We start from the raw sequence: 21,684 nt of genomic DNA, 5'->3' as shown, positions 1-21,684 counted from the left end.
TCTCGGTGCTGATGGGCGAGGACGTCGAGGCTCGACGCTCCTTCATCCAGCGCAACGCCAAGGACGTCCGCTTCCTCGACATCTGAGTCGGTCTCTGCTGACCGCCTGAAAGGATCTTTGACCAGCGATGGCCGACGAAACCACTCCCACCGCCGAGAACACCGAAGAGGACCAGCCCGTGCTGCGGATCGAGCCCGTCGGGCTCGAGACGGAGATGCAGCGCTCCTACCTCGACTACGCGATGTCCGTCATCGTCTCGCGTGCGCTGCCCGACGTGCGGGACGGTCTCAAGCCCGTCCACCGTCGTGTGCTGTACGCGATGTACGACGGCGGTTACCGGCCCGAGAAGGGCTTCTACAAGTGCGCCCGTGTCGTCGGTGACGTCATGGGTACGTACCACCCGCACGGTGACTCCTCGATCTACGACGCCCTGGTCCGCCTGGCCCAGCCGTGGTCGATGCGCATGCCGCTGGTGGACAGCAACGGCAACTTCGGTTCTCCGGGCAACGACCCGGCGGCCGCGATGCGCTACACCGAGTGCAAGCTGATGCCGCAGGCCATGGAGATGCTCCGGGACATCGACGAGGAGACCGTCGACTTCACGGACAACTACGACGGCCGCAACCAGGAGCCGACGGTCCTGCCGGCGCGCTTCCCGAACCTGCTGGTCAACGGTTCGGCCGGTATCGCGGTCGGCATGGCCACCAACATCCCGCCGCACAACCTGCGCGAGGTCGCGGCCGGCGCCCAGTGGGCGCTGGAGCACCCGGAGGCCTCGCACGAGGAGCTCCTGGACGCGCTCCTGGAGCGGATCAAGGGCCCGGACTTCCCGTCGGGTGCCCTGGTCGTGGGCCGCAAGGGCATCGAGGAGGCGTACCGGACCGGTCGCGGCTCCATCACGATGCGCGCGGTGGTGGAGGTCGAGGAGATCCAGAACCGCCAGTGCCTGGTGGTGACGGAGCTTCCGTACCAGACCAACCCCGACAACCTGGCGCAGAAGATCGCCGACCTGGTGAAGGACGGGAAGATCGGCGGCATCGCCGACGTCCGTGACGAGACCTCGTCGCGCACCGGTCAGCGCCTGGTGATCGTCCTCAAGCGCGACGCCGTCGCCAAGGTCGTGCTGAACAACCTGTACAAGCACACCGATCTGCAGACGAACTTCGGCGCGAACATGCTGGCGCTGGTGGACGGCGTGCCGCGCACGCTGTCGATCGACGCGTTCATCCGGCACTGGGTGCAGCACCAGATCGAGGTCATCGTCCGGCGTACGCGGTTCCGTCTGCGCAAGGCGGAGGAGCGCGCGCACATCCTGCGCGGTCTGCTGAAGGCGCTCGACGCGATCGACGAGGTCATCGCGCTGATCCGGCGCAGCAACACGGTCGAGATCGCGCGCGAGGGCCTGATGGGCCTGCTGGAGATCGACGAGATCCAGGCGAACGCGATCCTGGAGATGCAGCTGCGGCGTCTGGCGGCGCTGGAGCGGCAGAAGATCGTCGCCGAGCACGACGAGCTCCAGGCGAAGATCAACGAGTACAACGCGATCCTGGCCTCGGAGGAGCGTCAGCGTTCGATCGTGAGCGAGGAGCTGGCGGCGATCGTCGAGAAGTTCGGCGACGACCGGCGCTCCAAGCTGGTGCCCTTCGACGGTGACATGTCCATCGAGGACCTGATCGCCGAAGAGGACATCGTCGTCACGATCACGCACGGCGGTTACGTCAAGCGCACCAAGACCGAGGACTACCGTTCGCAGAAGCGCGGCGGCAAGGGTGTGCGCGGCACGAAGCTGAAGCAGGACGACCTGGTCGACCACTTCTTCGTGTCCACCACGCACCACTGGCTGCTGTTCTTCACGAACAAGGGTCGGGTCTACCGGTCCAAGGCGTACGAGCTGCCGGACGCCGGCCGTGACGCGCGCGGGCAGCACGTGGCGAACCTGCTGGCCTTCCAGCCGGACGAGAAGATCGCCCAGATCCTCGCGATCCGCGACTACGAGGCGGCGCCCTACCTGATCCTGGCCACCAAGGGCGGCCTGGTGAAGAAGACGGCGCTCAAGGACTACGACTCGCCCCGTTCGGGTGGTGTGATCGCGATCAACCTCCGGGAGACCGAGGACGGCAGCGATGACGAGCTGATCGGCGCGGAGCTGGTGTCCGCCGAGGACGACCTGCTGTTGATCAGCAAGAAGGCGCAGTCGATCCGCTTCACGGCGACCGACGACGCGCTGCGTCCGATGGGCCGCGCGACCTCGGGCGTGAAGGGCATGAGTTTCCGCGAGGGTGACGAACTGCTCTCCATGAGCGTTGTCCGGCCGGGTACGTTCGTCTTCACCGCGACCGACGGCGGCTACGCCAAGCGGACGCCGGTCGACGAGTACCGCGTCCAGGGTCGTGGCGGTCTGGGCATCAAGGCCGCGAAGATCGTGGAGGACCGCGGGTCGCTCGTGGGCGCACTCGTGGTGCACGAAACCGACGAAATCCTCGCAATCACCCTCAGCGGTGGTGTAATTCGTACGCGAGTCAACGAAGTCAGGGAGACCGGCCGTGACACCATGGGCGTCCAGCTGATCAACCTGGGCAAGAAAGATGCCGTGGTGGGCATCGCTCGTAACGCCGAAGCCGGCCAGGAGGCCGACGAGGTGGACGAGATCGAAACCGAGACTGGGACCGAGGCGGCCGAAGGACAGGTCGCCGAGGCCGCCGAGGGCACGCAGCCTTCGGCCGGGGAGCACGAGGAGTAAGTCGTGAGTGGAGCCACGGGCGCCGGACCGGCCAAGACTGGAGAGAACGGTGCCCGTGGCCCCGCCGCGGACTCCCAGGGTGGGGGCACCACCGCCGAAGGCAGGGGGACAACCGTGACGGAAACCCGAGGACCGCAGCCGCCGGCCGGCGCGGCCCCGACGCAGCCGCCGTACCAGCCGCCGCAGGCGTACACGGCGCCCCAGGGCCCGGGCGCGCCCCGCCCGGGCGGGGGCCCCGCCGCGCAGCGCAAGCCGCGCACGGGGGTCCGTACGGCCCCCAGGACGCGCAAGGCGCGGCTGCGGGTGGCCAAGGCCGACCCGTGGTCGGTGATGAAGGTCAGCTTCCTGCTGTCGATCGCGCTGGGCATCTGCACGATCGTCGCGGCGGTGGTGCTGTGGATGGTCATGGACGCGATGGGCGTCTTCTCGACCGTCGGCGGCACGATCAGCGAGGCGACCGGCTCGAACGAGAGCAACGGTTTCGACCTCCAGTCCTTCCTGTCGCTGCCGCGCGTGGTGATCTTCACGTCGGTGATCGCGGTCATCGACGTGGTGCTCGCGACGGCGCTGGCGACGCTCGGCGCGTTCATCTACAACCTGTCGGCGGGCTTCGTCGGCGGTGTGGAGCTCACGCTCGCCGAAGACGAGTGACCTGCGCAGACGCCTGCGAGTAACCGATTTTGGAGCTACCGCGTCTGTGCGCTAATCTTCAGGAGTCAGCGCGCAGCGCGGATGGGGCTATAGCTCAGTTGGTTAGAGCGCATCCCTGATAAGGATGAGGCCACAGGTTCAAATCCTGTTAGCCCCACAGTGTCGAAGACCCCCAGGCCCTAGGCCTGGGGGTCTTTGTCGTTGGGCCAGTTGGTGGGCCGACAGGTCACCGAACGGTATCGGTCCGTGTGTATTGTTGGGCTTCAGAAGTCCCCTACGTCAACGAAAGACGAGGTCGCGCGGTGAAGAAGCTGCTCCTGGTCGCACTGGCCGCCATCGGCGGGCTCCTCGTGTACCGCCAGATCCAGGCGGACCGCGCCGAGCAGGACCTGTGGACGGAGGCAACTGACTCCGTGCCCTCTGGTTCCGGTGTGTGAGACCGAAGGCTGATCTCATGAAGCCCCGGCTGCCGCTGCGGCCGGGGCTTTGTGCTGTTCTGTGACGAAAACTTCCGTTATGCAAAGATTTGGCTTGCGCTAGCAAACTCGGGGTGGGCGTGATGGGTCGGGTACGGACGACGATGGGAGCGGCGGCCCTGGGCCTGGTGGTCGCGGGTGTGCCGGGGGTGGCGCGGGCCGCCGGGGCGGTGCCCCAGCCGCTGCCCACGTACCGCGCAGCCGACGGCGCGAAGCCGGTCGAGGGCAAGCCCTCCTCGGCGGACGCCCCGGAGCTGGTGGCCGGGAACGTGTACGCGGACAAGCTCGGCCCCGGAGACCGCGTCTACCGGCTCGTGCTGAAGCCGGACCAGTCCAACGTGTACGTCTCCGCCGTGGTGCGGCCCGGACCCGGGGCCAAGATCTCGTCCGGCGACGGCATCGAGGTGGAGGTCATGACCACCACCGGGCGCTCCTGCCCGGGCTCCCGCGGCCACGCCGGCTTCGGATACGACGCGGTGCCGATCAGCGCCGTCGGCGTGCGGTGGGGCGTGGAGGACCACGACTGCGCGCCCGGCGGCGTCTACTACGTCAAGGTCACCCGCACCTCGGCCAAGGGCTCCGACCAGGGCGACTGGCCGCTCGAACTCCGCGTGCAGCGCGAGCCCGGCCGCGGCCCCGGCGGCCCCACGGCCGCGCCCAGCGCCTGGCCCTCGGGGGCCGCGACCCTGCCCGGCACCGAGGCCGCGGTGCGCAGTGGCGGCACCGGCTTCAACGACGCCCGGGCGCTGAGCGCGGGGGTGTGGCGCGACGAGCTGCGGCCCGGGCAGACCCGCTGGTACCGGGTGCCGCTGGACTGGGGCCGGCAGCTGGGCCTGGGCGCCGAGCTGTCCGCGGCCACGCTGACCAGGTCGTCCGGATCGGCCGCGGGCGGGCTCGCCGTCTCGCTGTACAGCCCGTACCGGGGGCTGGTCTCGTACAAGGACACCTTCTACGACGGCAAGCAGGCCGGGGTCATCCTGGAGAAGACGCCGCCGGTGGCCTACGAGAACCGCTTCTCCAGTGACAAGGACGTCGAGCACGCGTCGATCGCCGGCTGGTACTACGTCGCGGTGACCATGGGCGAGAAGGTCGCCGAGTTCACCGAGGACGCGACGCCGGTGCCGATGACCCTGCGGGTGGACGTCACCGGCACCCCGGGCAAGGCGCCCGCGTACAAGGAGGCCTTGGCCGCGGGCGGCTTCGGGGTCGGCGCGGAGGACCTGGCCGCCGCCAAGGAGGGACTCACCGCCCCGGAGGCCGCCGACGCCGCCGGGAACGCCGCGGTGATGCGGGTGGTGGCGGTGGCCGGCTTCGGTACCGGGACGGTGTTGCTGCTGGTGCTGGGCGGCTGGACGCTGCTCGGGCGGCGGGGCCGCGGGGCTACGTCTGCGTGAGGGCCCACACGCCGACCGCGAAGCAGAGCAGCGCGGAGGCGAGGAGGACGGCGACGGCCTTCGGGGACGGCGGGGCCACCGAGCCGCGCCGGGTGGGCGGGGAGGCCGTGCCGCGCGGTGCCGGTGAAGCCGGCGGCGGCAGGTGGAAGCTCCCCGTCTCCGAGGGACCGTACGCGGGCGCCTGCGCCGGGACCTGAGGCGCCGCGGCCGCCTGGTCGTACGGAGACCCGAACGAGGGGGCGTACCCGGAACCGGCCGCCGGCGCTTGCGCGGGTCCGGCCGGGTACGGGGTGGTGGGCGCCGTCGGCGAGGTCGGGGTCGCGGTCGCCGCCGTACCGCGCGGGTCGGTGCGGGTGGGTTCGGCGGCCACCGTGACGGACGCGGAACCGCTTGCCGGCGCCAGGCCCGCCATGCCCGCGGTCGGCGCTTCCGGGGTGACCGCCGCGGTGGTCAGCGGCCCGTCGGGGCCGAAACCGCCCGGGAGCGGGCCGAGTTGGTCGAAGACCTCCACCGGATCCTCGTCCGGGGCGGGCGGCACCAGCAGCTCCACGGCCTCGGCAAGGGCCTTGCGCGCCCCCGTGGCGGTCTTGAACCGGCTCTGGGGGTCCGGCTGCAGCAGAGCGGCCAGGACCTCCCACAGCGGCGCCGGAACCCCTTCGGGGGCGCCGGGGGTCCCGTGGGCGAGGAAGTGTTCCACCAGGGCCTGGGAATCGGGCTTGCGGCCCTGCAGCAGGTACAGGCCGACGAGTCCGACGGCGAAGAGGTCGGCGGGGAAGTCCGGCTCCGCGCCGAGGAGTTGTTCGGGGGCGAAGTAACCGGGCGTGCCGACCACGTAGTTGGTCTCGGTCAGCCGGGGCTCGCCCTTGCGCATCGAGATGCCGAAGTCGGACAGCCGCAGGTGCGGTCGCCCGGTCCCGGTGGCCTCCATCAGGATGTTGGCCGGTTTGATGTCGCGGTGGACGACGCCCTCCGCGTGCACCGCCGCCAGCCCCGACAGGAGCTGGTCGAGCAGCGCGCACACGAAACGGGGCGGCAGGGGACCGTAGTCACCGATCACGTGCGCGAGGGAGCCGCCGCTGACCAGGTCCATCGTGAACAGGACCTTGTCGTCGTCCGCCGCCCAGCTGGCCGGGGCCAGGACGTGCGGGTGATCGATGCGCAGAGCCTGTTCCCGGACGAACCGCAGCAGCGTGTGGGCATCGCTCTGCAGCAGGACCTTCGCGGCGACGTACCGGCGACGCCGGTGGTCCCAGGCCCGCCACACGGCACCCGCGCCACCACGTCCGATCGGATCGATCAGCTCGTACCGGCCGGCGAAGATCTCACCCATCGCTGTGCCCGTCCCCCGTCACCGTTGTCGGCTTGTCCGTCTGTCGTTCAGTTCTGGTGCGCCTCGTAGTGGGCGACCGCGTCGGCGGTGCGGCCCGCTCCGTACACCCGGAGAAACTCTGCCAGTTCCGGGTGGCTGGGGGCGAGGGAGTCCGCCGCGTCGATGATGTCGCCGGCGGCGGAGACCGAGCGCAGCAGCGACTGGATCTCGCGGACGACCCGCTTGACGGTGGGAGCACCGGAACTCGTGGGGGTCTGGCCGCTGTTGCTGAGGACGGAACCCCCCTGGGTCTTCTTGATCTCGTCCATCCGGTCGGTGGCCTCCGCCGCGCTGACGCTTCCGTCGGCCACCTGGCCGGCGAGATCCTGGAGCGCCTGGACGCGCTGCACCACGGCCGGGTTGCCGATCTTGGCGCGCTGGCCGCTCATCAGCTGGGACAGCATGGGCGCCGACAGTCCGAGCACGGCAGCGAGGCGGGCCTGGTTCAAGCCGAGGTCATCTATGAGCCGGCGGAAGAGCGCTCCGAGCGGCTCCCCGTACCAACTGCGCTGAAGCTCTCTGGCTCTGGCCGTGGCCTCTTGCTGAACTGCGTCCACTCTTACTACTCCCCTTCGCTGGTGCGAACCTCGCGAGCATCTTACGGAGAGTGGTCGCGGGGCGGGAGTCCCTATCATTTTGCGAGATGAGGGGGTACACCCGGTACTCTGTTCTGCGGAACGACCCCACTTTTTCCGGGGACAGCTGCGTCCAGTTCCATGGGGCCTTAGCTCAGTTGGTAGAGCGCTGCCTTTGCAAGGCAGATGTCAGGAGTTCGAATCTCCTAGGCTCCACATCACAAGAGGTCCCCCGACCTGCGGAAACGCGAGTCGGGGGACCTCTTTCTCGTTTACCGGGCCGGGTGGAGCTCGATCCAATAGCGGCGCTTGGGACCGATCAAGGTCTCGCGGACGTCCTCCAGGACGCCGCCGTTCGCCTCGATCGTGCGCACGGAAGCGGTGTTGTCCGGGTCGCAGGTCAGCAGGACCCGGTCCATGCCCAGGACCCGGGCCTCGTACAGCACCTCGCGCAGCGCCCAGCCGGCCAGACCCCGGCGGCGGGCCGAGGGGCGGACGCTGTAGCCGATGTGGCCGCCGGCGTCGAGGAGGAACGCGTTCAGGTAGTGCCGCAGATCGATGGCGCCCAGATAGGTGTCGCCCTCGGCGATCCACCAGTACGTGGCGTGCACGCGGCCCTGCTCGACCGGCACGGTGCGATCCGAGTGGCCGCGCAGCTTCCGCGTCCAGGCCGCGAACCCCTCCGGGCTGTCCACGTCGTCCTCGGAGCCGAGACCGGCCCCGTCCATGTGGGCGTCGGGACCCCACTCCTCACGCGCCTCGAGCCAGGAAGCGTGCAGGCGGGGAGTGGGAGCGACGAGTTCAGGCATGTTCCGGACGATAACAACGTTTACTGTGCCGTCGGCCGGCAGCGGCCGCGTACTGGTTCATCACCACATGACTTGGAGACATTCGAGAATGACCCGCAAGTTCGTGTTCCTGCTGGCCAGCACCCGCCTGGACGGCAATACCGAGACCCTTGCCCGTCAGGCGGCCGCCGCCCTCCCGGACGGTGTCGAGCAGGAGTGGATCCGGCTGAAGGACCTGCCGATCCCGGCCTTCGAGGACCGCCGCCACGACGGCGCCGGCATCTACCCCGAACCCGAGGGCAACGCCAGGCTGCTCCTCGACTCCACCCTCTCCGCCACCGACCTGGTCTTCGCCGCGCCGCTGTACTGGTACAGCCTCCCGGCCACAGCACAGCTCTACCTCGACCACTGGTCGGGCTGGATGCGGGTGCCGGACCTGGACTTCAAGCCGCGGATGGCCGGCAAGACCCTGTGGAGCATCACCTCCCTGGCCACCGAGGACATCTCGGTGGCCGACCCGCTGATCGGGACCCTGCGCCACACCGCCGGCTACATGGGCATGCACTGGGGCGGATCCCTGCTCGGCCGCGGCAACGCCCCCTGCACGGTCCGGGGCGACACCGAGGCGCTGCGCAGCGCCGACACCTTCTTCCTGAACGACCGTGAGCCCCTCACGGTGTGAGGGGCTCACGGTCGTTCAGCGCGGGTCGATGTTTCACGTGAAACATCGATGGCTATCGCCGGGGGGTGCCCTCTGACCGCAGCAGGGTCGCCGTCAGCACGATCGCGGTCAGCAGGAGCGCGGCGCCGATTCCGAAGGCCAGGTGGTAGCCGCCGGTAAGGGCCTTGGCCGGCGAACTGCCGCTCAGGGTCAGGGACTCGGTACGGGAGGCCGCCAGGGTGGAGAGGACCGCCACGCCCAGGGCCATCCCGATCTGCGCGGTGGTGTTGAACAGCCCCGAGGCGAGTCCGGCGTCGCGCTCGTCGGCGCCGGACATGCCCAGCGTGGTCAGGGCCGGCAGCGCCAGACCGAAGCCGGCGGCCAGCAGCATCACCGGCAGCAGGTCGGTCACGTAGTCGGCGCGCACCGGCAGCCGAGTCAGCAGCCCGAGGGCCACGACGAGCAGGCCGAGCCCGGCGAGCAGGACACGCCGCTCTCCGAAGCGGGCGTTCAGCCGGGCGGAGACACCGAGGGAGACCGCGCCGATCACCAGGGCGGCGGGAAGCATCGCCAGCCCGGTGGCCGCGGCTCCGTAGCCCAGCACCCTCTGGAGGTAGAGGGCGACCAGGATCTGGAAGGAGAACAGCGCGGCCACCATCAGCATCTGCACCAGGTTCGCGCCGACCACCGTGCGGGAGCGGAAGATCCGCAGCGGTACCAACGGGGTGCGGGCCTTGGACTGGCGCAGGGTGAACACGGCCAGCAGGACCAGGGAGAGCGCGCCGAGGCCGAGGGTGCGGGTGGAGGCCCAGCCGTACTGCTCCACCTTCACCACGGTGTAGATGCCGAGCATCAGTCCGGCGGTGACCAGGACCGCGCCGAGTACGTCGGCACCCGCGCCCAGTCCCAGGCCCCGACCGGCAGGCAGGGCGGGCAGCGCCAGCAACAGGGCGGCGAGCCCGATGGGCAGGTTGATGAAGAAGACCCAGTGCCAGTCGAGGGCCTCGGTCAGCACACCTCCGAGCACCTGGCCGAGCGAGGCACCGGCCGCGCCGGTGAAGGAGAACACGGCGATCGCCTTGCCCCGCTCGCGGGACTCGGTGAACAGGGTGATCAGGATGCCGAGGCTGACGGCGGAGGCCATCGCGCTGCCGACCCCTTGCAGGAAGCGGGCGGCGATCAGCACGGCGGGGGAGGCGGCGAAGCCGGCGAGCATCGAGGCGCCGGTGAAGACGGCGGTCCCGGCCAGGAACATCTGCTTGCGGCCGATCAGGTCGCCGAGACGTCCGGCGAGGAGCAGCAGGCTGCCGAAGGCGATCAGGTAGGCGTTCACGACCCAGCTGAGGCCGGCCGGGGAGAAGTCCAGGTCGTTCTGGATGGCCGGCATGGCCACGGTGACGATGCTGCCGTCGAGGATCGTCATCAGCATGCCCGTGGAGAGCACGGCGAGGGCGGTCCAGCGGGAGCGCAGCCCGTGGGGCGCGGCGGCGGCCGCCGAGGAGGTGGCGGGAGGAGCGGAAGCGAGCGCGGCAGACATCGGACTCTCCGGTCGGTGAGACGGCGGCGGTCGGTGCGGGCGACTGGTATGACCGTAGCAGATGATTTCGTTGCAGACTATTTTCTTCGGATCGATCGGTAGAGTGGATCCATGACCGCCATGGCACCCACCCGGACCGAGCCCGACCTCTCCTTCCTCCTGGACCACACCAGCCACGTCCTGCGCACCCGCATGGCAGCGGCCCTCGGCGAGATCGGCCTCACCCCCCGCATGCACTGCGTCCTCGTCCACGCCCTGGAGGAGGAGCGCACCCAGATCCAGCTCGCCGAGATCGGCGACATGGACAAGACGACGATGGTCGTCACCGTGGACGCCCTGGAGAAGGCCGGACTCGCCGAGCGCCGCCCCTCCACCAAGGACCGCCGGGCCCGCATCATCGCCGTCACCGACGAGGGCGCCGCCGTCGCCGTCCGGAGCCAGGGCATCGTCGACCAGGTCCACGCCGACGCCCTCGCCTCCCTCGCCGAGAGCGACCGCACGTCCCTCCTGCGCGTCCTCGGGCTCCTCGTCGAAGGAGACCTCGCCACCCCCACCGAGAGCCCCCGCCCGGCCCGCCGCGCCCGCCAGTAATAGCCCCCGCCGCCCCGCGGATCCCCCGAACGGCCCCGTCACGGGGCCGCCCGACGCCCCCTGTCAGACAGTGGAGGAAGGCACCGCGCCGAGGGGGGCACCACCACGCCGGAGGCGTACGCACATGGGACTCTTCGACTTCCTGAAGTCCGACAAGAAGAAGGCACACGAGGCCGCCGAGAAGGCGAAGGAGCAGGTCGAACAGCAGAGGGCCGCAGGAGGCAAGTCCGCCGCGAGCCCGGCGGCCGACGCCGCCTCGGCCACCAGGGCCGCCGCCGAACGCATGGCGGCCGCCGCGCCCCCCAAGCCGGCCCCCGCCGCCCCCACCCCCGGGTCGGCCGCGCACAAGGCCGTGCCCGTCGCCCCCAAGCCCACCCCCATGCCGCCGAAGCCCGCCGCGGCCGGCGCCGCACCGGGCGCCCCGCACACCCCGACCCCGGCGTCCGCCGCGCACAAGGCCGTCCCCGCGGCGCCGGCGGCCAAGCCGATGCCGGCGGCCAAGAAGCGCACGTACACCGTCAAGCCGGGCGACTCGCTCTCCGCGATCGCCCGCCGCGAACTCGGCAACGAGGCCCGCTGGCGTGAGCTCTACGCGATGAACAAGGGCGTCGTCGGCCCCAACCCCGACCTCATCCGCCCGGGCCAGGTCCTCACCCTCCCCAGCTGACGGCCCGCAAACGTGAACGAGGGGCCCGGATCCACAGGATCCGGGCCCCTCGTCCGTGCGTCAGAACCGCTCGTCAGAACTGCTTGTCGTCCAAGGACGACCCCGACTCGCGTTCCTTCTCCGCGAGCTCGTCGTCGAAGCTCGCCGGCTCCGCGTCGCTCGCCGACAGCTCCGTCGCCGCCGGCGGTTCGACGAGCCAGTCCGGGTTCGCCTGCTGGTCCCACCACCGCCACGCCGCGAAAGCACCGCCCGCCACCACGCCGGCCAGCGCGAGGCCCTTGAACCACCGACCCGTCCGCGCCCGCCGCTCATGGCGCCGCACCAGCTTCTGCACCTCCTTGGCCGACACCTGGCCGCGCAGCGCCGCCAGGGCCGCCGTCGACCGCGAAGCGGCCTCCTCGGCCACCGGGGTGGCCGCCGCGATCGCGCTCTCGATGCGCGGCTGCGTGTACTCGGCGGCCTGACGAGCCGCCAGGCGCGTCTGCTGCACCGCCCTCGTCGCCGCCCGGTCCACGTTCGGCGGCACATGCGTGCGCGCCGCCCGGATCCGGGGATGCAGATGGCTGTCGTACGTCATGCGAGCGTGCTTCGCGGCGCCGTGGGCCGCGTGCGACACCTTCGGCGCCAGCAGCACGTTCGCCTCGTGCGCGTAGTGCACCGCCGCGTCCTTGGCGGTGCCCGCATACGGCGCCACCACTTCCGCCGCGTGCTTCACGGCTTCCCTGGCGTGCTCGGCGGCCAGGTGCATGTCCTTGCGGGTCACTGGAACCTCCTCCTCGGCGGTGGACACAGTTCACCTTTCCACCCTTTCCCGGATCATGCCTGGCATATCGCGGGCCGGCATGCGTGACAGGGCATACGGGTGGAGGATTTCTCTGCCGTACAGCCCTCCGTGCGACCATCTGGACCGACAGTGATGACTATGGAAGGCAGATCCGTGGCCGAGAAGCTCTATGCCACCCTGAAGACCAGCCAAGGCGACATCGAGATCGAGCTGCTGCCGAATTTCGCTCCGAAGACCGTCCGCAACTTCGTGGAACTCGCCACCGGCGCCCGCGAGTGGACGCGCCCCACCGACGGCCAGAAGACCACGGACCCGCTCTACGACGGCACCGTCTTCCACCGCGTGATCAGCGGCTTCATGATCCAGGGCGGCGACCCGCTCGGGAACGGCACCGGCGGCCCCGGCTACCAGTTCGCCGACGAGTTCCACCCCGACCTGGCCTTCACCAAGCCCTACCTGCTCGCCATGGCCAACGCCGGCCCGGGCACCAACGGTTCGCAGTTCTTCATCACCGTCGCGCCCACCGCCTGGCTCACCCGCAAGCACACCATCTTCGGCGAGGTCACCGACCCGGCCGGCCGACAGGTCGTGAACGCCATCGCGTCCAGCGCCACGAACCCGCGCACCGAGCGGCCCGTGGAAGACGTGGTCATCCATTCCGTCGTCATCGAGAAGCGCTGACCCACGAGCCCGGGGGACCCGATGGACACCGACCGCCTGCCGCGCTGCTACCGCCACCCGGACCGCGACACCGGCATCAGCTGCACCCGCTGCGAGCGTCCCATCTGCCCCGAGTGCATGATCAGCGCCTCGGTCGGCTTCCAGTGCCCCGAATGCGTCCGTGACGGCTCCGGCACCGGGCACCGCCCGACCGCGAACGCGCCGCGCAACCTCGCGGGCGGGGTGGTCGCCGGCGACCCCCAGCTGGTCACCAAGATCCTGATCGCGATCAACGTCGCGGTGTTCTTCGTGGGGCTGATCGCCCCGGCCGTCGCCGTCCAACTGGAGCTGCTCGGGCTGTACCGGCTGCCCGGTGGTCCCCCCGAAGGCATCGCCACCGGCGAGTACCACCGGCTGTTGACCTCGGTGTTCCTGCACGTCGAGTGGTGGCACCTCGTCGGCAACATGATCGGCCTGTGGTTCATCGGCGGCCCGCTGGAAGCGGCGCTGGGCCGGGCCCGCTACCTCGCCGTCTACCTGCTCTCGGGCCTCGGCGGCAGCGCCCTCGTCTATCTGCTGACCCCGCCGAACACCCCGACCCTCGGCGCGTCCGGCGCCATCTTCGGCCTGCTCGGCGCCACCGTCGTCCTGGTGCGCCGGCTGCGCTACGAGATGCGGCCGGTGATCGTGATGGTCGTACTGATGCTGGTGCTGACCTTCGTGCCGCTCGGCGGCGCGCTCTCCGTGTCCTGGCAGGCCCATGTAGGCGGCCTGATCACCGGAGGACTGCTGGGCCTGGGCATGCTGCGGCCCTCCACCGGCAGGAATCGCACATTGATCCAGTGGGGTACCTGCGCGGTGGTGTTCGTGCTGGCCGCAGGGGTGATCCTGCTCCGGACGGCGGAACTCACCTGATCACACCGGCGTCAACTCTCCACAGAGTTATCCACAGATCTTCTGTCTTTTCCTCAGGTGTGGATGACGCTGTGGATAACTCATGGGGAGAGCTTCCGTCGGAGACGGATCGGTGCTACTTCCACTGCGTGGAGACGCCGAATCCCGCCGCGATAAATCCGAATCCAACCACGATGTTCCAATTGCCCAGCGATTCGATGGGCAGCCGGGTCTCGGTCACGTAGAAAACGACGATCCACGCGAGTCCGATGAGGAAGAGCGCCAGCATGACCGGAGCGACCCAGCTGCGGTTCGTCAGCCGGATGCTCTGCGGCTGCCGAGTCGGCGGCGGCGTGTAGTCGTCCTTCTTGCGGATACGTGACTTCGGCACGAGGGGCTCTCCTGTCGATGGGCTGGGGACCTTGCCTGCCCCGGGCGTCCGTTAGCGTAGTGGACCTGTGGCGTTGAAGGAGAAGGGTACGTTGAGCAATTCCGACGACTCCTCCGCGGGTCCCCGACGCCGGGCCAGACCGGTCCGGCTGCTGACCGCCGCCGTCTTCGCCCTGGCCGGGCTGCTCTTCGTCACCAGTTTCAACACCTCCAAGGGTACGAACATCCGGACCGACGCCTCGATGCTGAAGCTGTCGGACCTCATCCACGAGCGCAGCCAGGACAACGCCGAGCTGGAGCAGAGCATGGGTGCGGTACGCCGTCGGGTTGACGCCCTCGCCGAGCGCGACGACGGCAGCACCAAGGCCGAGGACGCCAAGCTGGCCGCCCTGCGCGCGGCCTCCGGCACCGAGGAGCTGTCCGGCAAGGGGCTCACGGTCACCCTCAACGACGCCCCGCCGAACGCGACCGCCCGCATCCCCAACGTGCCCGAGCCGCAGCCCAACGACCTGGTCATCCACCAGCAGGACCTCCAGGCCGTCGTGAACGCCCTGTGGCAGGGCGGTGCCGAGGGCATCCAGGTCATGGACCAGCGGCTCATCTCCACCAGCGCGGTGCGCTGCGTGGGCAACACCCTGATCCTCCAGGGCCGGGTCTACTCCCCTCCCTACAAGGTGACGGCGGTCGGCGACCCGGGCGCGTTGCGCAAGGCGATGGCGGCCTCGCCGGCCCTGCAGAACTACCAGCTGTACGTGAACGCGTACGGGCTCGGCTGGAAAGTGGACGAGCACAAGGCGCTGACACTTCCGGGCTACTCCGGCACAGTGGACCTCCACTATGCGAAGCCGGTCGGTCCTTCCTCCGAAACGAGTCAGCCCTGACGTCGTACTGCGCCTGGTGGTACGGACGTTCAGCGAGGTGTGCCTGACCGCGGGCACCTTGATCGTGCTGTTCGTGGCGTACGTGTTGCTGTGGACCGGGGTCAAGGCCGACCTGGCCATGGACGGGGAGATGTCCGCCCTGCGCGACCGCTGGGCGGCGGCTCCGGCCGCGGCCCCGGCGCCCGCCCCGCAGACGGCAGCCCCCACCGCGCCCGCCGCGCCCGCCGCGCCCGCCACGCCCTCCGGCCCGGAGCCGGCGGGCTACCCGGCGGGCCGGGCCTTCGCCGAGATGTACATCCCGCGCTTCGGCCGGGACTGGAACAAGCCCGTCCTGGAGGGCACCGAGCCCGAGCTGCTGAAGAAGGGCCTCGGCCACTACTCCGGCACCGCCCGCCTCGGCGCCACCGGGAACTTTTCGGTCGCCGGCCACCGGCGTACGTACGGAGACCCGTTCAAGGACTTCCCCGAGCTGCGCCCGGGTGACGAGGTGATCCTCAAGGACGCCACCTCCTGGTACACGTACACCGTGCGCGGCGGCCCCCTGCGCACGCTGCCGACCGAGGTCGGGGTCGTCGACCCGGTGCCGAAGAGATCGCCGTTCACGACCCCCGGCCGGTATCTGACGCTCACCACCTGCGACCCGGAATGGGGCCACAGCCACCGCCTCGTCGTCTGGGCGGAACTGACGGGCACGCGCGTCGTGAGCCAGGGGAGGCCGGAGGGTTTGGCGAGCTGACCCACCCGCCGGGCCGCTGCCTTTAGTCTGTTCGCGTACCGCCCCCGCGGTGCGTGGAACAAACGTGGACGAAAAGGAAACAGGCGGCATGTACGGCTGGATCTGGCGCCATTTGCCGGGCAACGCGTGGGTACGCGCGTTGATCTCCCTCGTACTGGTCCTCGCGGTGGTCTTCGTGCTCTTCCAGTACGTCTTCCCGTGGGCCGAGCCGCTCCTTCCGTTCAATGACGTGACCGTGGACGAGGGATCGGGAGTCACTCCGTGAGCGCGCGCATTCTGGTCGTTGACAACTACGACAGCTTTGTCTTCAACCTGGTCCAGTACCTCTACCAGCTCGGCGCCGAGTGCGAGGTGCTGCGCAACGACGAGGTCGAGCTCTCGCACGCGCAGGACGGCTTCGACGGCGTCCTGCTGTCGCCGGGGCCGGGGACGCCGGAGGAGGCGGGCGTCTGCGTCGACATGGTCCGCCACTGCGCGGACACGGGTGTCCCCGTCTTCGGCGTGTGCCTCGGCATGCAGTCGATGGCGGTCGCCTACGGCGGCGTCGTGGGCCGGGCGCCGGAGCTGCTGCACGGCAAGACCTCGCCGGTGGTCCACGAGGGCCAGGGCGTCTTCGCCGGGCTGCCGTCGCCCTTCACCGCGACCCGCTACCACTCCCTCGCGGCCGAACCGCCGACCCTGCCGGACACGCTGGAGGTCACGGCGCGGACGGAGGACGGGATCATCATGGGCCTGCGCCACCGGGAGTACGACGTCGAGGGCGTGCAGTTCCACCCCGAGTCGGTGCTCACCGAGTGGGGCCACCGGATGCTGGCGAACTGGCTGGTGCGCTGCGGTGACGCCGGCGCCGTGGAGCGGTCGGTGGGGCTCGCCCCGGTGGTGGGCAAGGCCGTCGCGTGACGGCGGTCGCGCCGTCCGCGCCCACGGAGGGCCGGGCCGCGCGACGCAGGGCAGCACAGGAGGCCGCGAAACGGGCCGCCAGGCAGAGCCGGAGGCGGGGCGGGCGGCGGCGCAGGCGGCCGGCGTCGGGCGGCCCCGTGATCGTCCTGAGCCGGCTGGGCGGAGAGCTGTTCATCACGCTGGGTCTGGTGATGCTGCTGTTCGTCGCCTACCAGCTCTGGTACACGAACCTGCTGGCGCAGTGGACGGCGGACGGCGCCGCCGGCTCGCTCCAGCAGACCTGGCAGCGGGAGCCGGCCGGGTCCGCGGCCGCCGGGGCGGCGCCGCCGCCGGTGACGGCCTTCGAGCCGGGGCAGGGCTTCGCGATCCTGTACATCCCGAAGCTGGACGTGAAGGTGCCGGTCGCGGAGGGCATCAGCAAGCCGAAGGTGCTGGACCGGGGGATGGTCGGCCACTACGGCGAGGGCGCGCTGAAGACGGCGATGCCGGCGGACGAGCAGGGCAACTTCGCGGTGGCGGGCCACCGCAACACCCACGGGGAACCCTTCCGCTACATCAACAAGCTGGTGCCGGGGGACCCCGTCGTGGTGGAGACCCGGGACGCGTACTACACGTACGAGACGACCTCGACGCTGGCGCAGACCCCGCCGACGAACGTGTCGGTGATCAAACCGGTGCCGGAGGGCTCGGGGTTCACCGCGCCCGGCCGGTACATCACACTGACCACTTGCACGCCCGAGTTCACCAGCACCTATCGGATGATCGTATGGGGCAGGATGACCGATGAACGCCCCCGCAGCCAGGGCCCGCCGCCCGCACTGACCAGCCCGTAGCCGCCGCCCTAAGGACGAATCAGCAGTGTCTCGTTCCCGCCGCAGCGCCGCGGCCCCGCCGGCCGGTGGCCGTAGCCTGCTCGCCGGGTTCCTGAGCCTGCTGGGCGAGGTCCTGATCACGGTGGGCCTGGTGCTGGCCCTGTTCGTGGCGTACTCGCTGTGGTGGACGAACGTCCTCGCGGACCGGCAGGCGTCGGCGCGGAGCGACGAGATCCGCGAGCAGTGGCAGACGGCCCCGGCGCCGGCCGCGGAGCCGGGCGCGCTGGACGTCCAGGGCGGGATCGGGTTCCTGCACGTCCCGGCGATGAAGAACGGCGAGGTGCTGGTCAAGAAGGGCACCGACCCGGACGTCCTCGACGACGGCGTGGCGGGCTACTACACGGAGCCGGTGAAGTCGGCGCTGCCGTGGGACGCGAAGGGCAACTTCTCGCTCGCGGCGCACCGGGACGGGCACGGTGCGAAGTTCCACAACATCGACAAGGTGAGGAACGGCGACGCGATCGTCTTCGAGACGCGGGACACCTGGTACGTGTACAAGGTCTTCGCGGAGCTGCGGCAGACGTCGAAGTACAACACGGACGTGATCAACCCGGTCCCGAAGGACTCGGGCAAGACGACCGCGGGCCGCTACATCACGCTGACGACGTGCACGCCGGTGTACACGTCGAAGTACCGGTACATCGTGTGGGGCGAGTTCGTACGGGCGGAGAAGGTGGACGGGAAGCGGACACCGCCGGTGGAGCTGCGGTAGAAGTCTTTCCAAGCTGCGGGACGCAGCTTAGAAAGACCGCAGCACCTGGAGCTGCACTCCCGCGCTCCAGGCCTCCAGGAGGCCCCTGTGGACGGCTGTGACGCCTCCCTGGGCGGCGATGGCCAGGGATTCCCGGGTGAAGGCGCACGTGGCCACGTAGAGGGCCACGTCGGCCTGGTGGAGGACCTTCGAGGCGCCGAGGAACTTCTGCATCTCGCCGCTGAGCACGTGGCGGAACGGCGCGAAGTTCTTGCACTGGACGGCGACCGAGCGGCCGTCGGCCGTCTTGGCGGTGATGTCGACCCCGCGGTCGCCGCCGTGCCCGCCGTACAGCACGACGTCGGTGCAGCCGTCGCGCCGCAGCAGCTCGGCGACGTGCTCCTCGAACTCCCGCCAGTTCATGGCGTCGATGGTCCCGATGACCCCGGTGAGGGCCTTCACGTCCTGGCCGCGCTGGAGGCGGCTGAGCTGGATGTCGTGCTCGACGAGCTTCATCTGGATCTGCTGGACGTCCTCCCGGAGGGAGAGCAGCTCCCGGCGGTGTTCGCCGGAGGTCTCGATGAGGACGTTCAGCATCGGTACGACGGTCTTGCCGAGTACGTCGGTGATGCGGCTGTCGATGCGCTCGTCGAGCTCGTCCCAACTGGCCCTGTGGATAAGGTTATCCACAGGGCGCACGCGGACCTCGTACTCGGCGTCGAGAAGGTACGTACGCACCTGACGTGCGACTTTGCTGTCCCGAAGAAGCATTCCTACGTTCAGGATGGCCCGTCGGGGGAATACTGCGAGTGACGATGCCTGTGACTGAATGTAACCGCGTTGCTTAAAGCAACTCAGTTCTGTACCTGTCAAAACCCGGTAGCCGTTGGACTCCAGTTCCCCACGGTGGTCGAGCAGGACGGCGCGAATCACGCTTTCGGCCACCTCGTAGTAGGCCGCCACCATCGCCGTTGTCACGTGCAGCCCGTCCGGCAGCAGTGAGAGCGCCTTCACCTTGTCCAGGACGTGTGTCCGTTCCAGAACGCTCGTGCGCAAGGTCCGGGACTCCAGCAGTACCGATTCGTTGATCATGATCCGTCCCTCCCGGGCGGGGCCCGATGCCCACCCCCATCCGGGCTAACGAATTTCGTACATATGAAGACACGTACGAAATGGGTCCGGCCCCTCTCCGAGGAGAGGGGCCGGACCCGTTCGAGCGAGGGCGGCTACCGGGGCGGGAGCCTAGCGGCGGCCCAGGCCTCCGAAGAGGCCGCCGTCCTGTTGGCCCGCCATCGTCACGACGTCGACGTTCGAGCCCGTGTTGATCGGGCTGCCGGCGGGCGGGTTGGTGCCCATCACGATCGCGTTGTCGTCCGTCGGGCCGGTGATGTTGCCCAGCTTCAGGTTGGCGCGCCGGAGCTCGTCCTTGTACTGGGCCAGCGTCCGGTTGTTCGGCATCGGGACCGTGGTCTGCTGGCTGGCCTTGGCGATGGTCACGTTGACCGTCTTGCCGACCTCCAGCGACTCACCCGGCGCGTACTGCTGCTGGATGATCGTCTTCGGTGCGGCCCCGGGGGACTCGACCTCCGTCGTGCTGCCGAGCTTCAGCCCCGCGGCGACGAGGAGCGCGGACGCCTCCTCCTTGGTCTTGCCCATGAGGCTCGGGACCGTGGCCTTGGAGAGTTCCTTGGCGACCGTCAGCGTGATGACGGTGTTCTTCTCCGCCTCGCCGCCCGCCTTCGGGTTCTGGTCGAGGACCGTCCCGGCGGTGCGCTCGGACTCCTGGGGCTTGCGGTCGACCTGGAAGCCCTTGTCCTTCAGGATCTTCTCGGCCTCTTCGTACTTGGAGCCGAGTACGTCGGGGACCTGGACCTTGGGCGCGCCCGTGGAGACCGTCACCGTGACGGTGGAGTCCTTGTCGACCTTGGTGTCGGGGGCCTTGTCCTGCTTGCAGACGTTGCCCTTGGGCTGGTCGGGGCAAGCCTCGTCCGCGCCCTTGACCACCTTGATGCCGACGTTCTCGCCGCTCTTCTGGGCCTGCTCCAGGGTCTGTCCGACGAGCTTGGGCACGGTCGGCCGGTTGTCGGCGGGGTCGCCCAGGAGGGCGCGGCCGATGAGGATCGCGCCGATGAGGACGAGGAGGCCCGCCGCGACGAGCAGGATGGTGGAGGCCTTGCTCTTCTTCTGGCTCTGGCGGCGGTGCGGGCCCTGGTCGTAGCCGCCGTGGGCCGGGTCGCCGCCGTAGCCGTAGCCGCCGTCGTTGGCGTTCATCGGCGGGAGCATGGAGGTCTGGCCGGCGTCGGTGGTGCGCAGGGCGGTGGTGGGCTGGTCGTAGCCCTGCTGTCCGTAGCCGTGGCCCTGGTCGTGGGGGTAGCCGTAGCCTGCGGCGCCCATGGCGGCGGTGGCGGCGACGGGCTGGCCGTCGAGGCAGGCCTCGATGTCGGCGCGCATCTCGTCGGCGGACTGGTAGCGGTAGTCGGGGTCCTTGACCAGCGCCTTCAGCACGATCGCGTCCATTTCGGGCGTGATCTCGGGGTCGAAGTTCGACGGCGGCTGGGGTTCTTCCCGTACGTGCTGGTAGGCGACGGCGACGGGGGAGTCGCCGACGAACGGGGGTCGGACGCTGAGGAGCTCGTAGAGCAGGCAGCCCGCGGAGTAGAGGTCGGAGCGTGCGTCGACCTGTTCGCCCTTGGCCTGCTCCGGGGAGAGGTACTGGGCGGTGCCGATGACGGCGGCGGTCTGGGTCATGGTCATGCCGGAGTCGCCCATGGCTCGGGCGATGCCGAAGTCCATGACCTTGACCTGGCCGGTGCGGGTGAGCATGACGTTGGCGGGCTTGATGTCGCGGTGGACGATGCCGGCGCGGTGCGAGTACTCGAGGGCCTGGAGGATGCCGATGGTCATTTCCAGGGTGCGCTCGGGCAGCAGTTTGCGGCCGGAGTGCAGGAGTTCGCGGAGGGTGGATCCGTCGACGTACTCCATCACGATGTACGGGATGGAGATGTTGTCGACGTAGTCCTCGCCGGTGTCGTAGACGGCGACGATCGCCGGGTGGTTCAGCGACGCGGCCGATTGGGCCTCGCGCCGGAACCGGGCCTGGAAGGACGGGTCGCGGGCGAGATCGGCGCGCAGGGTCTTGACGGCGACGGTACGGCCGAGCCGGGTGTCGTGGGCGAGGTAGACCTCGGCCATGCCACCGCGGCCGAGCACGTGGCTCAGCTCGTACCGGCCGCCGAGGCGACGCGGCTCTTCCATAACGTGCAGCCCTCTCCGTCAGTCCCGACCGCACCTGTGTGTGGTCCGGCGGTGTGCTGTTCGCGCAAAGGCTACCGGCCGATCGTCCGTGATCGGTTCGTGGCCACAGGCTGATACTGGACCGGTACCGTACGCGCGGATCCGGGCGGGATCAGTGATGTGGATCACTCCG

22 protein-coding genes, 2 tRNA genes and 1 pseudogene are annotated in these 21,684 nt (G+C 69.8%); 17 read left to right on the top strand and 8 right to left on the bottom strand.

The window, feature by feature from the left end; translation table 11 throughout:
* Positions 1-127 precede the first annotated feature (127 nt).
* From gyrA to ACFV9H_RS20775, 5 genes are all read left to right on the top strand, one after another.
* Complete coding sequence (gyrA, locus tag ACFV9H_RS20795; protein ID WP_385400205.1) at positions 128-2,740, top strand: DNA gyrase subunit A; 2,613 nt, start codon at positions 128-130, stop codon at positions 2,738-2,740.
* A gap of 114 nt (positions 2,741-2,854) precedes the next feature.
* The gene (locus tag ACFV9H_RS20790) at positions 2,855-3,391 is read left to right on the top strand and encodes a DUF3566 domain-containing protein (RefSeq protein WP_385400202.1); all 537 of its coding nucleotides are present in this window, start codon (positions 2,855-2,857) and stop codon (positions 3,389-3,391) included.
* A gap of 83 nt (positions 3,392-3,474) precedes the next feature.
* Positions 3,475-3,548 (top strand) — tRNA-Ile (locus tag ACFV9H_RS20785).
* A 145-nt stretch (positions 3,549-3,693) separates the two neighbouring features.
* Positions 3,694-3,828, top strand: coding sequence for a DLW-39 family protein (locus ACFV9H_RS20780; protein ID WP_208809277.1), 135 nt, complete (start codon positions 3,694-3,696; stop codon positions 3,826-3,828).
* A 122-nt stretch (positions 3,829-3,950) separates the two neighbouring features.
* Entirely contained in the window at positions 3,951-5,261 is a 1,311-nt protein-coding gene (locus ACFV9H_RS20775) for a hypothetical protein (protein ID WP_385400200.1), read from the top strand.
* Here the strand turns inward: ACFV9H_RS20775 and ACFV9H_RS20770 are convergent.
* Together ACFV9H_RS20770 and ACFV9H_RS20765 are read right to left on the bottom strand one after the other, a co-directional pair.
* On the bottom strand, positions 5,248-6,591 hold the full coding sequence (locus ACFV9H_RS20770; protein WP_385400197.1) for a protein kinase: 1,344 nt from the start codon (positions 6,589-6,591) through the stop codon (positions 5,248-5,250). The genes ACFV9H_RS20775 and ACFV9H_RS20770 overlap by 14 nt on opposite strands.
* Before the next feature lie 47 nt (positions 6,592-6,638).
* Positions 6,639-7,187, bottom strand: a complete 549-nt coding sequence (locus ACFV9H_RS20765) for a helix-turn-helix domain-containing protein (RefSeq protein WP_385400194.1) — start codon at positions 7,185-7,187, stop codon at positions 6,639-6,641.
* Between the two features lie 161 nt (positions 7,188-7,348).
* Here ACFV9H_RS20765 and ACFV9H_RS20760 point away from each other — a divergent pair.
* Positions 7,349-7,421, top strand: a tRNA-Ala gene (locus ACFV9H_RS20760).
* A 56-nt stretch (positions 7,422-7,477) separates the two neighbouring features.
* Here ACFV9H_RS20760 and ACFV9H_RS20755 read toward each other — a convergent pair.
* Positions 7,478-8,014 (bottom strand): GNAT family N-acetyltransferase, encoded by a 537-nt coding sequence (locus tag ACFV9H_RS20755; RefSeq protein WP_385400191.1) that lies wholly within the window; start codon positions 8,012-8,014, stop codon positions 7,478-7,480.
* Between the two features lie 88 nt (positions 8,015-8,102).
* On the opposite strand from ACFV9H_RS20755, the gene ACFV9H_RS20750 reads away from it, so the two are divergent.
* Complete coding sequence (locus ACFV9H_RS20750; protein WP_385400189.1) at positions 8,103-8,675, top strand: flavodoxin family protein; 573 nt, start codon at positions 8,103-8,105, stop codon at positions 8,673-8,675.
* Between the two features lie 52 nt (positions 8,676-8,727).
* Here the strand turns inward: ACFV9H_RS20750 and ACFV9H_RS20745 are convergent, their stop codons facing one another.
* A complete protein-coding gene (locus ACFV9H_RS20745) occupies positions 8,728-10,191 on the bottom strand; it encodes an MFS transporter (RefSeq protein ID WP_385400186.1) in 1,464 nt (487 codons plus the stop codon).
* 111 nt (positions 10,192-10,302) lie between these two features.
* On the opposite strand from ACFV9H_RS20745, the gene ACFV9H_RS20740 reads away from it, so the two are divergent.
* Positions 10,303-10,782, top strand: coding sequence for a MarR family winged helix-turn-helix transcriptional regulator (locus ACFV9H_RS20740; RefSeq protein ID WP_385400184.1), 480 nt, complete (start codon positions 10,303-10,305; stop codon positions 10,780-10,782).
* Between the two features lie 124 nt (positions 10,783-10,906).
* On the top strand, positions 10,907-11,449 hold the full coding sequence (locus tag ACFV9H_RS20735; RefSeq protein WP_385400181.1) for a LysM peptidoglycan-binding domain-containing protein: 543 nt from the start codon (positions 10,907-10,909) through the stop codon (positions 11,447-11,449).
* A gap of 73 nt (positions 11,450-11,522) precedes the next feature.
* Here the strand turns inward: ACFV9H_RS20735 and ACFV9H_RS20730 are convergent, their stop codons facing one another.
* Positions 11,523-12,212: a DUF5324 family protein gene (locus tag ACFV9H_RS20730; RefSeq protein WP_385400179.1), complete on the bottom strand. Its 690-nt coding sequence runs from the start codon at positions 12,210-12,212 to the stop codon at positions 11,523-11,525.
* A 174-nt stretch (positions 12,213-12,386) separates the two neighbouring features.
* Between ACFV9H_RS20730 and ACFV9H_RS20725 the strand changes: the two genes are divergently transcribed.
* Positions 12,387-12,914, top strand: coding sequence for a peptidylprolyl isomerase (locus tag ACFV9H_RS20725; RefSeq protein WP_385400218.1), 528 nt, complete (start codon positions 12,387-12,389; stop codon positions 12,912-12,914).
* 21 nt (positions 12,915-12,935) lie between these two features.
* Positions 12,936-13,808 (top strand): rhomboid family intramembrane serine protease, encoded by an 873-nt coding sequence (locus ACFV9H_RS20720; RefSeq protein ID WP_385400176.1) that lies wholly within the window; start codon positions 12,936-12,938, stop codon positions 13,806-13,808.
* A 115-nt stretch (positions 13,809-13,923) separates the two neighbouring features.
* Here ACFV9H_RS20720 and crgA read toward each other — a convergent pair whose 3' ends face one another.
* Positions 13,924-14,178: a cell division protein CrgA gene (crgA, locus tag ACFV9H_RS20715; protein WP_329382439.1), complete on the bottom strand. Its 255-nt coding sequence runs from the start codon at positions 14,176-14,178 to the stop codon at positions 13,924-13,926.
* 91 nt (positions 14,179-14,269) lie between these two features.
* On the opposite strand from crgA, the gene ACFV9H_RS20710 reads away from it, so the two are divergent.
* From ACFV9H_RS20710 to ACFV9H_RS20685, 6 genes and pseudogenes are all read left to right on the top strand, one after another.
* Entirely contained in the window at positions 14,270-15,058 is a 789-nt protein-coding gene (locus tag ACFV9H_RS20710; protein ID WP_385400173.1) for a DUF881 domain-containing protein, read from the top strand.
* Entirely contained in the window at positions 15,015-15,794 is a 780-nt protein-coding gene (locus ACFV9H_RS20705; protein ID WP_385400170.1) for a class E sortase, read from the top strand. The genes ACFV9H_RS20710 and ACFV9H_RS20705 overlap by 44 nt, the downstream gene beginning before the upstream one ends.
* A gap of 64 nt (positions 15,795-15,858) precedes the next feature.
* A complete protein-coding gene (locus tag ACFV9H_RS20700) occupies positions 15,859-16,059 on the top strand; it encodes a hypothetical protein (RefSeq protein WP_329391308.1) in 201 nt (66 codons plus the stop codon).
* Positions 16,056-16,694: an aminodeoxychorismate/anthranilate synthase component II gene (locus tag ACFV9H_RS20695; RefSeq protein WP_385400168.1), complete on the top strand. Its 639-nt coding sequence runs from the start codon at positions 16,056-16,058 to the stop codon at positions 16,692-16,694. Before ACFV9H_RS20700 ends, ACFV9H_RS20695 begins: the two co-directional genes overlap by 4 nt.
* A pseudogene (locus ACFV9H_RS20690) lies at positions 16,676-17,527 on the top strand (class E sortase); the annotation flags it as partial. The gene ACFV9H_RS20695 and the pseudogene ACFV9H_RS20690, both read left to right, overlap by 19 nt.
* Before the next feature lie 25 nt (positions 17,528-17,552).
* Entirely contained in the window at positions 17,553-18,278 is a 726-nt protein-coding gene (locus tag ACFV9H_RS20685; RefSeq protein WP_385400166.1) for a class E sortase, read from the top strand.
* 27 nt (positions 18,279-18,305) lie between these two features.
* On the opposite strand, the gene ACFV9H_RS20680 is transcribed toward ACFV9H_RS20685, so the two are convergent.
* Both ACFV9H_RS20680 and pknB read right to left on the bottom strand, forming a co-directional pair.
* Positions 18,306-18,995 (bottom strand): restriction endonuclease, encoded by a 690-nt coding sequence (locus ACFV9H_RS20680; protein ID WP_385400164.1) that lies wholly within the window; start codon positions 18,993-18,995, stop codon positions 18,306-18,308.
* Between the two features lie 504 nt (positions 18,996-19,499).
* A complete protein-coding gene (gene pknB / locus ACFV9H_RS20675; protein WP_385400162.1) occupies positions 19,500-21,512 on the bottom strand; it encodes a Stk1 family PASTA domain-containing Ser/Thr kinase in 2,013 nt (670 codons plus the stop codon).
* Positions 21,513-21,684: the final 172 nt, after the last annotated feature.

It is taken from the genome of Streptomyces sp. NPDC059874 (assembly GCF_042731135.1).
In the GTDB taxonomy this organism is placed as follows: Bacteria; Actinomycetota; Actinomycetes; order Streptomycetales; family Streptomycetaceae; genus Streptomyces.
The sequence above is the reverse complement of the archived record's forward strand: the minus strand, read 5'-3'. Positions and strand labels throughout refer to the sequence as shown.

Coding starts and splice junctions, on each gene's coding strand:
- gyrA (WP_385400205.1), top strand. CDS start 128: ATGGCCGACGAAACCACTCCCACCGCCGAGAACACCGAAGAGGACCAG.
- ACFV9H_RS20775 (WP_385400200.1), top strand. CDS start 3,951: ATGGGTCGGGTACGGACGACGATGGGAGCGGCGGCCCTGGGCCTGGTG.
- ACFV9H_RS20770 (WP_385400197.1), bottom strand. CDS start 6,591: ATGGGTGAGATCTTCGCCGGCCGGTACGAGCTGATCGATCCGATCGGA.
- ACFV9H_RS20755 (WP_385400191.1), bottom strand. CDS start 8,014: ATGCCTGAACTCGTCGCTCCCACTCCCCGCCTGCACGCTTCCTGGCTC.
- ACFV9H_RS20750 (WP_385400189.1), top strand. CDS start 8,103: ATGACCCGCAAGTTCGTGTTCCTGCTGGCCAGCACCCGCCTGGACGGC.
- ACFV9H_RS20745 (WP_385400186.1), bottom strand. CDS start 10,191: ATGTCTGCCGCGCTCGCTTCCGCTCCTCCCGCCACCTCCTCGGCGGCC.
- ACFV9H_RS20740 (WP_385400184.1), top strand. CDS start 10,303: ATGACCGCCATGGCACCCACCCGGACCGAGCCCGACCTCTCCTTCCTC.
- ACFV9H_RS20735 (WP_385400181.1), top strand. CDS start 10,907: ATGGGACTCTTCGACTTCCTGAAGTCCGACAAGAAGAAGGCACACGAG.
- ACFV9H_RS20720 (WP_385400176.1), top strand. CDS start 12,936: ATGGACACCGACCGCCTGCCGCGCTGCTACCGCCACCCGGACCGCGAC.
- ACFV9H_RS20705 (WP_385400170.1), top strand. CDS start 15,015: ATGCGAAGCCGGTCGGTCCTTCCTCCGAAACGAGTCAGCCCTGACGTC.
- pknB (WP_385400162.1), bottom strand. CDS start 21,512: ATGGAAGAGCCGCGTCGCCTCGGCGGCCGGTACGAGCTGAGCCACGTG.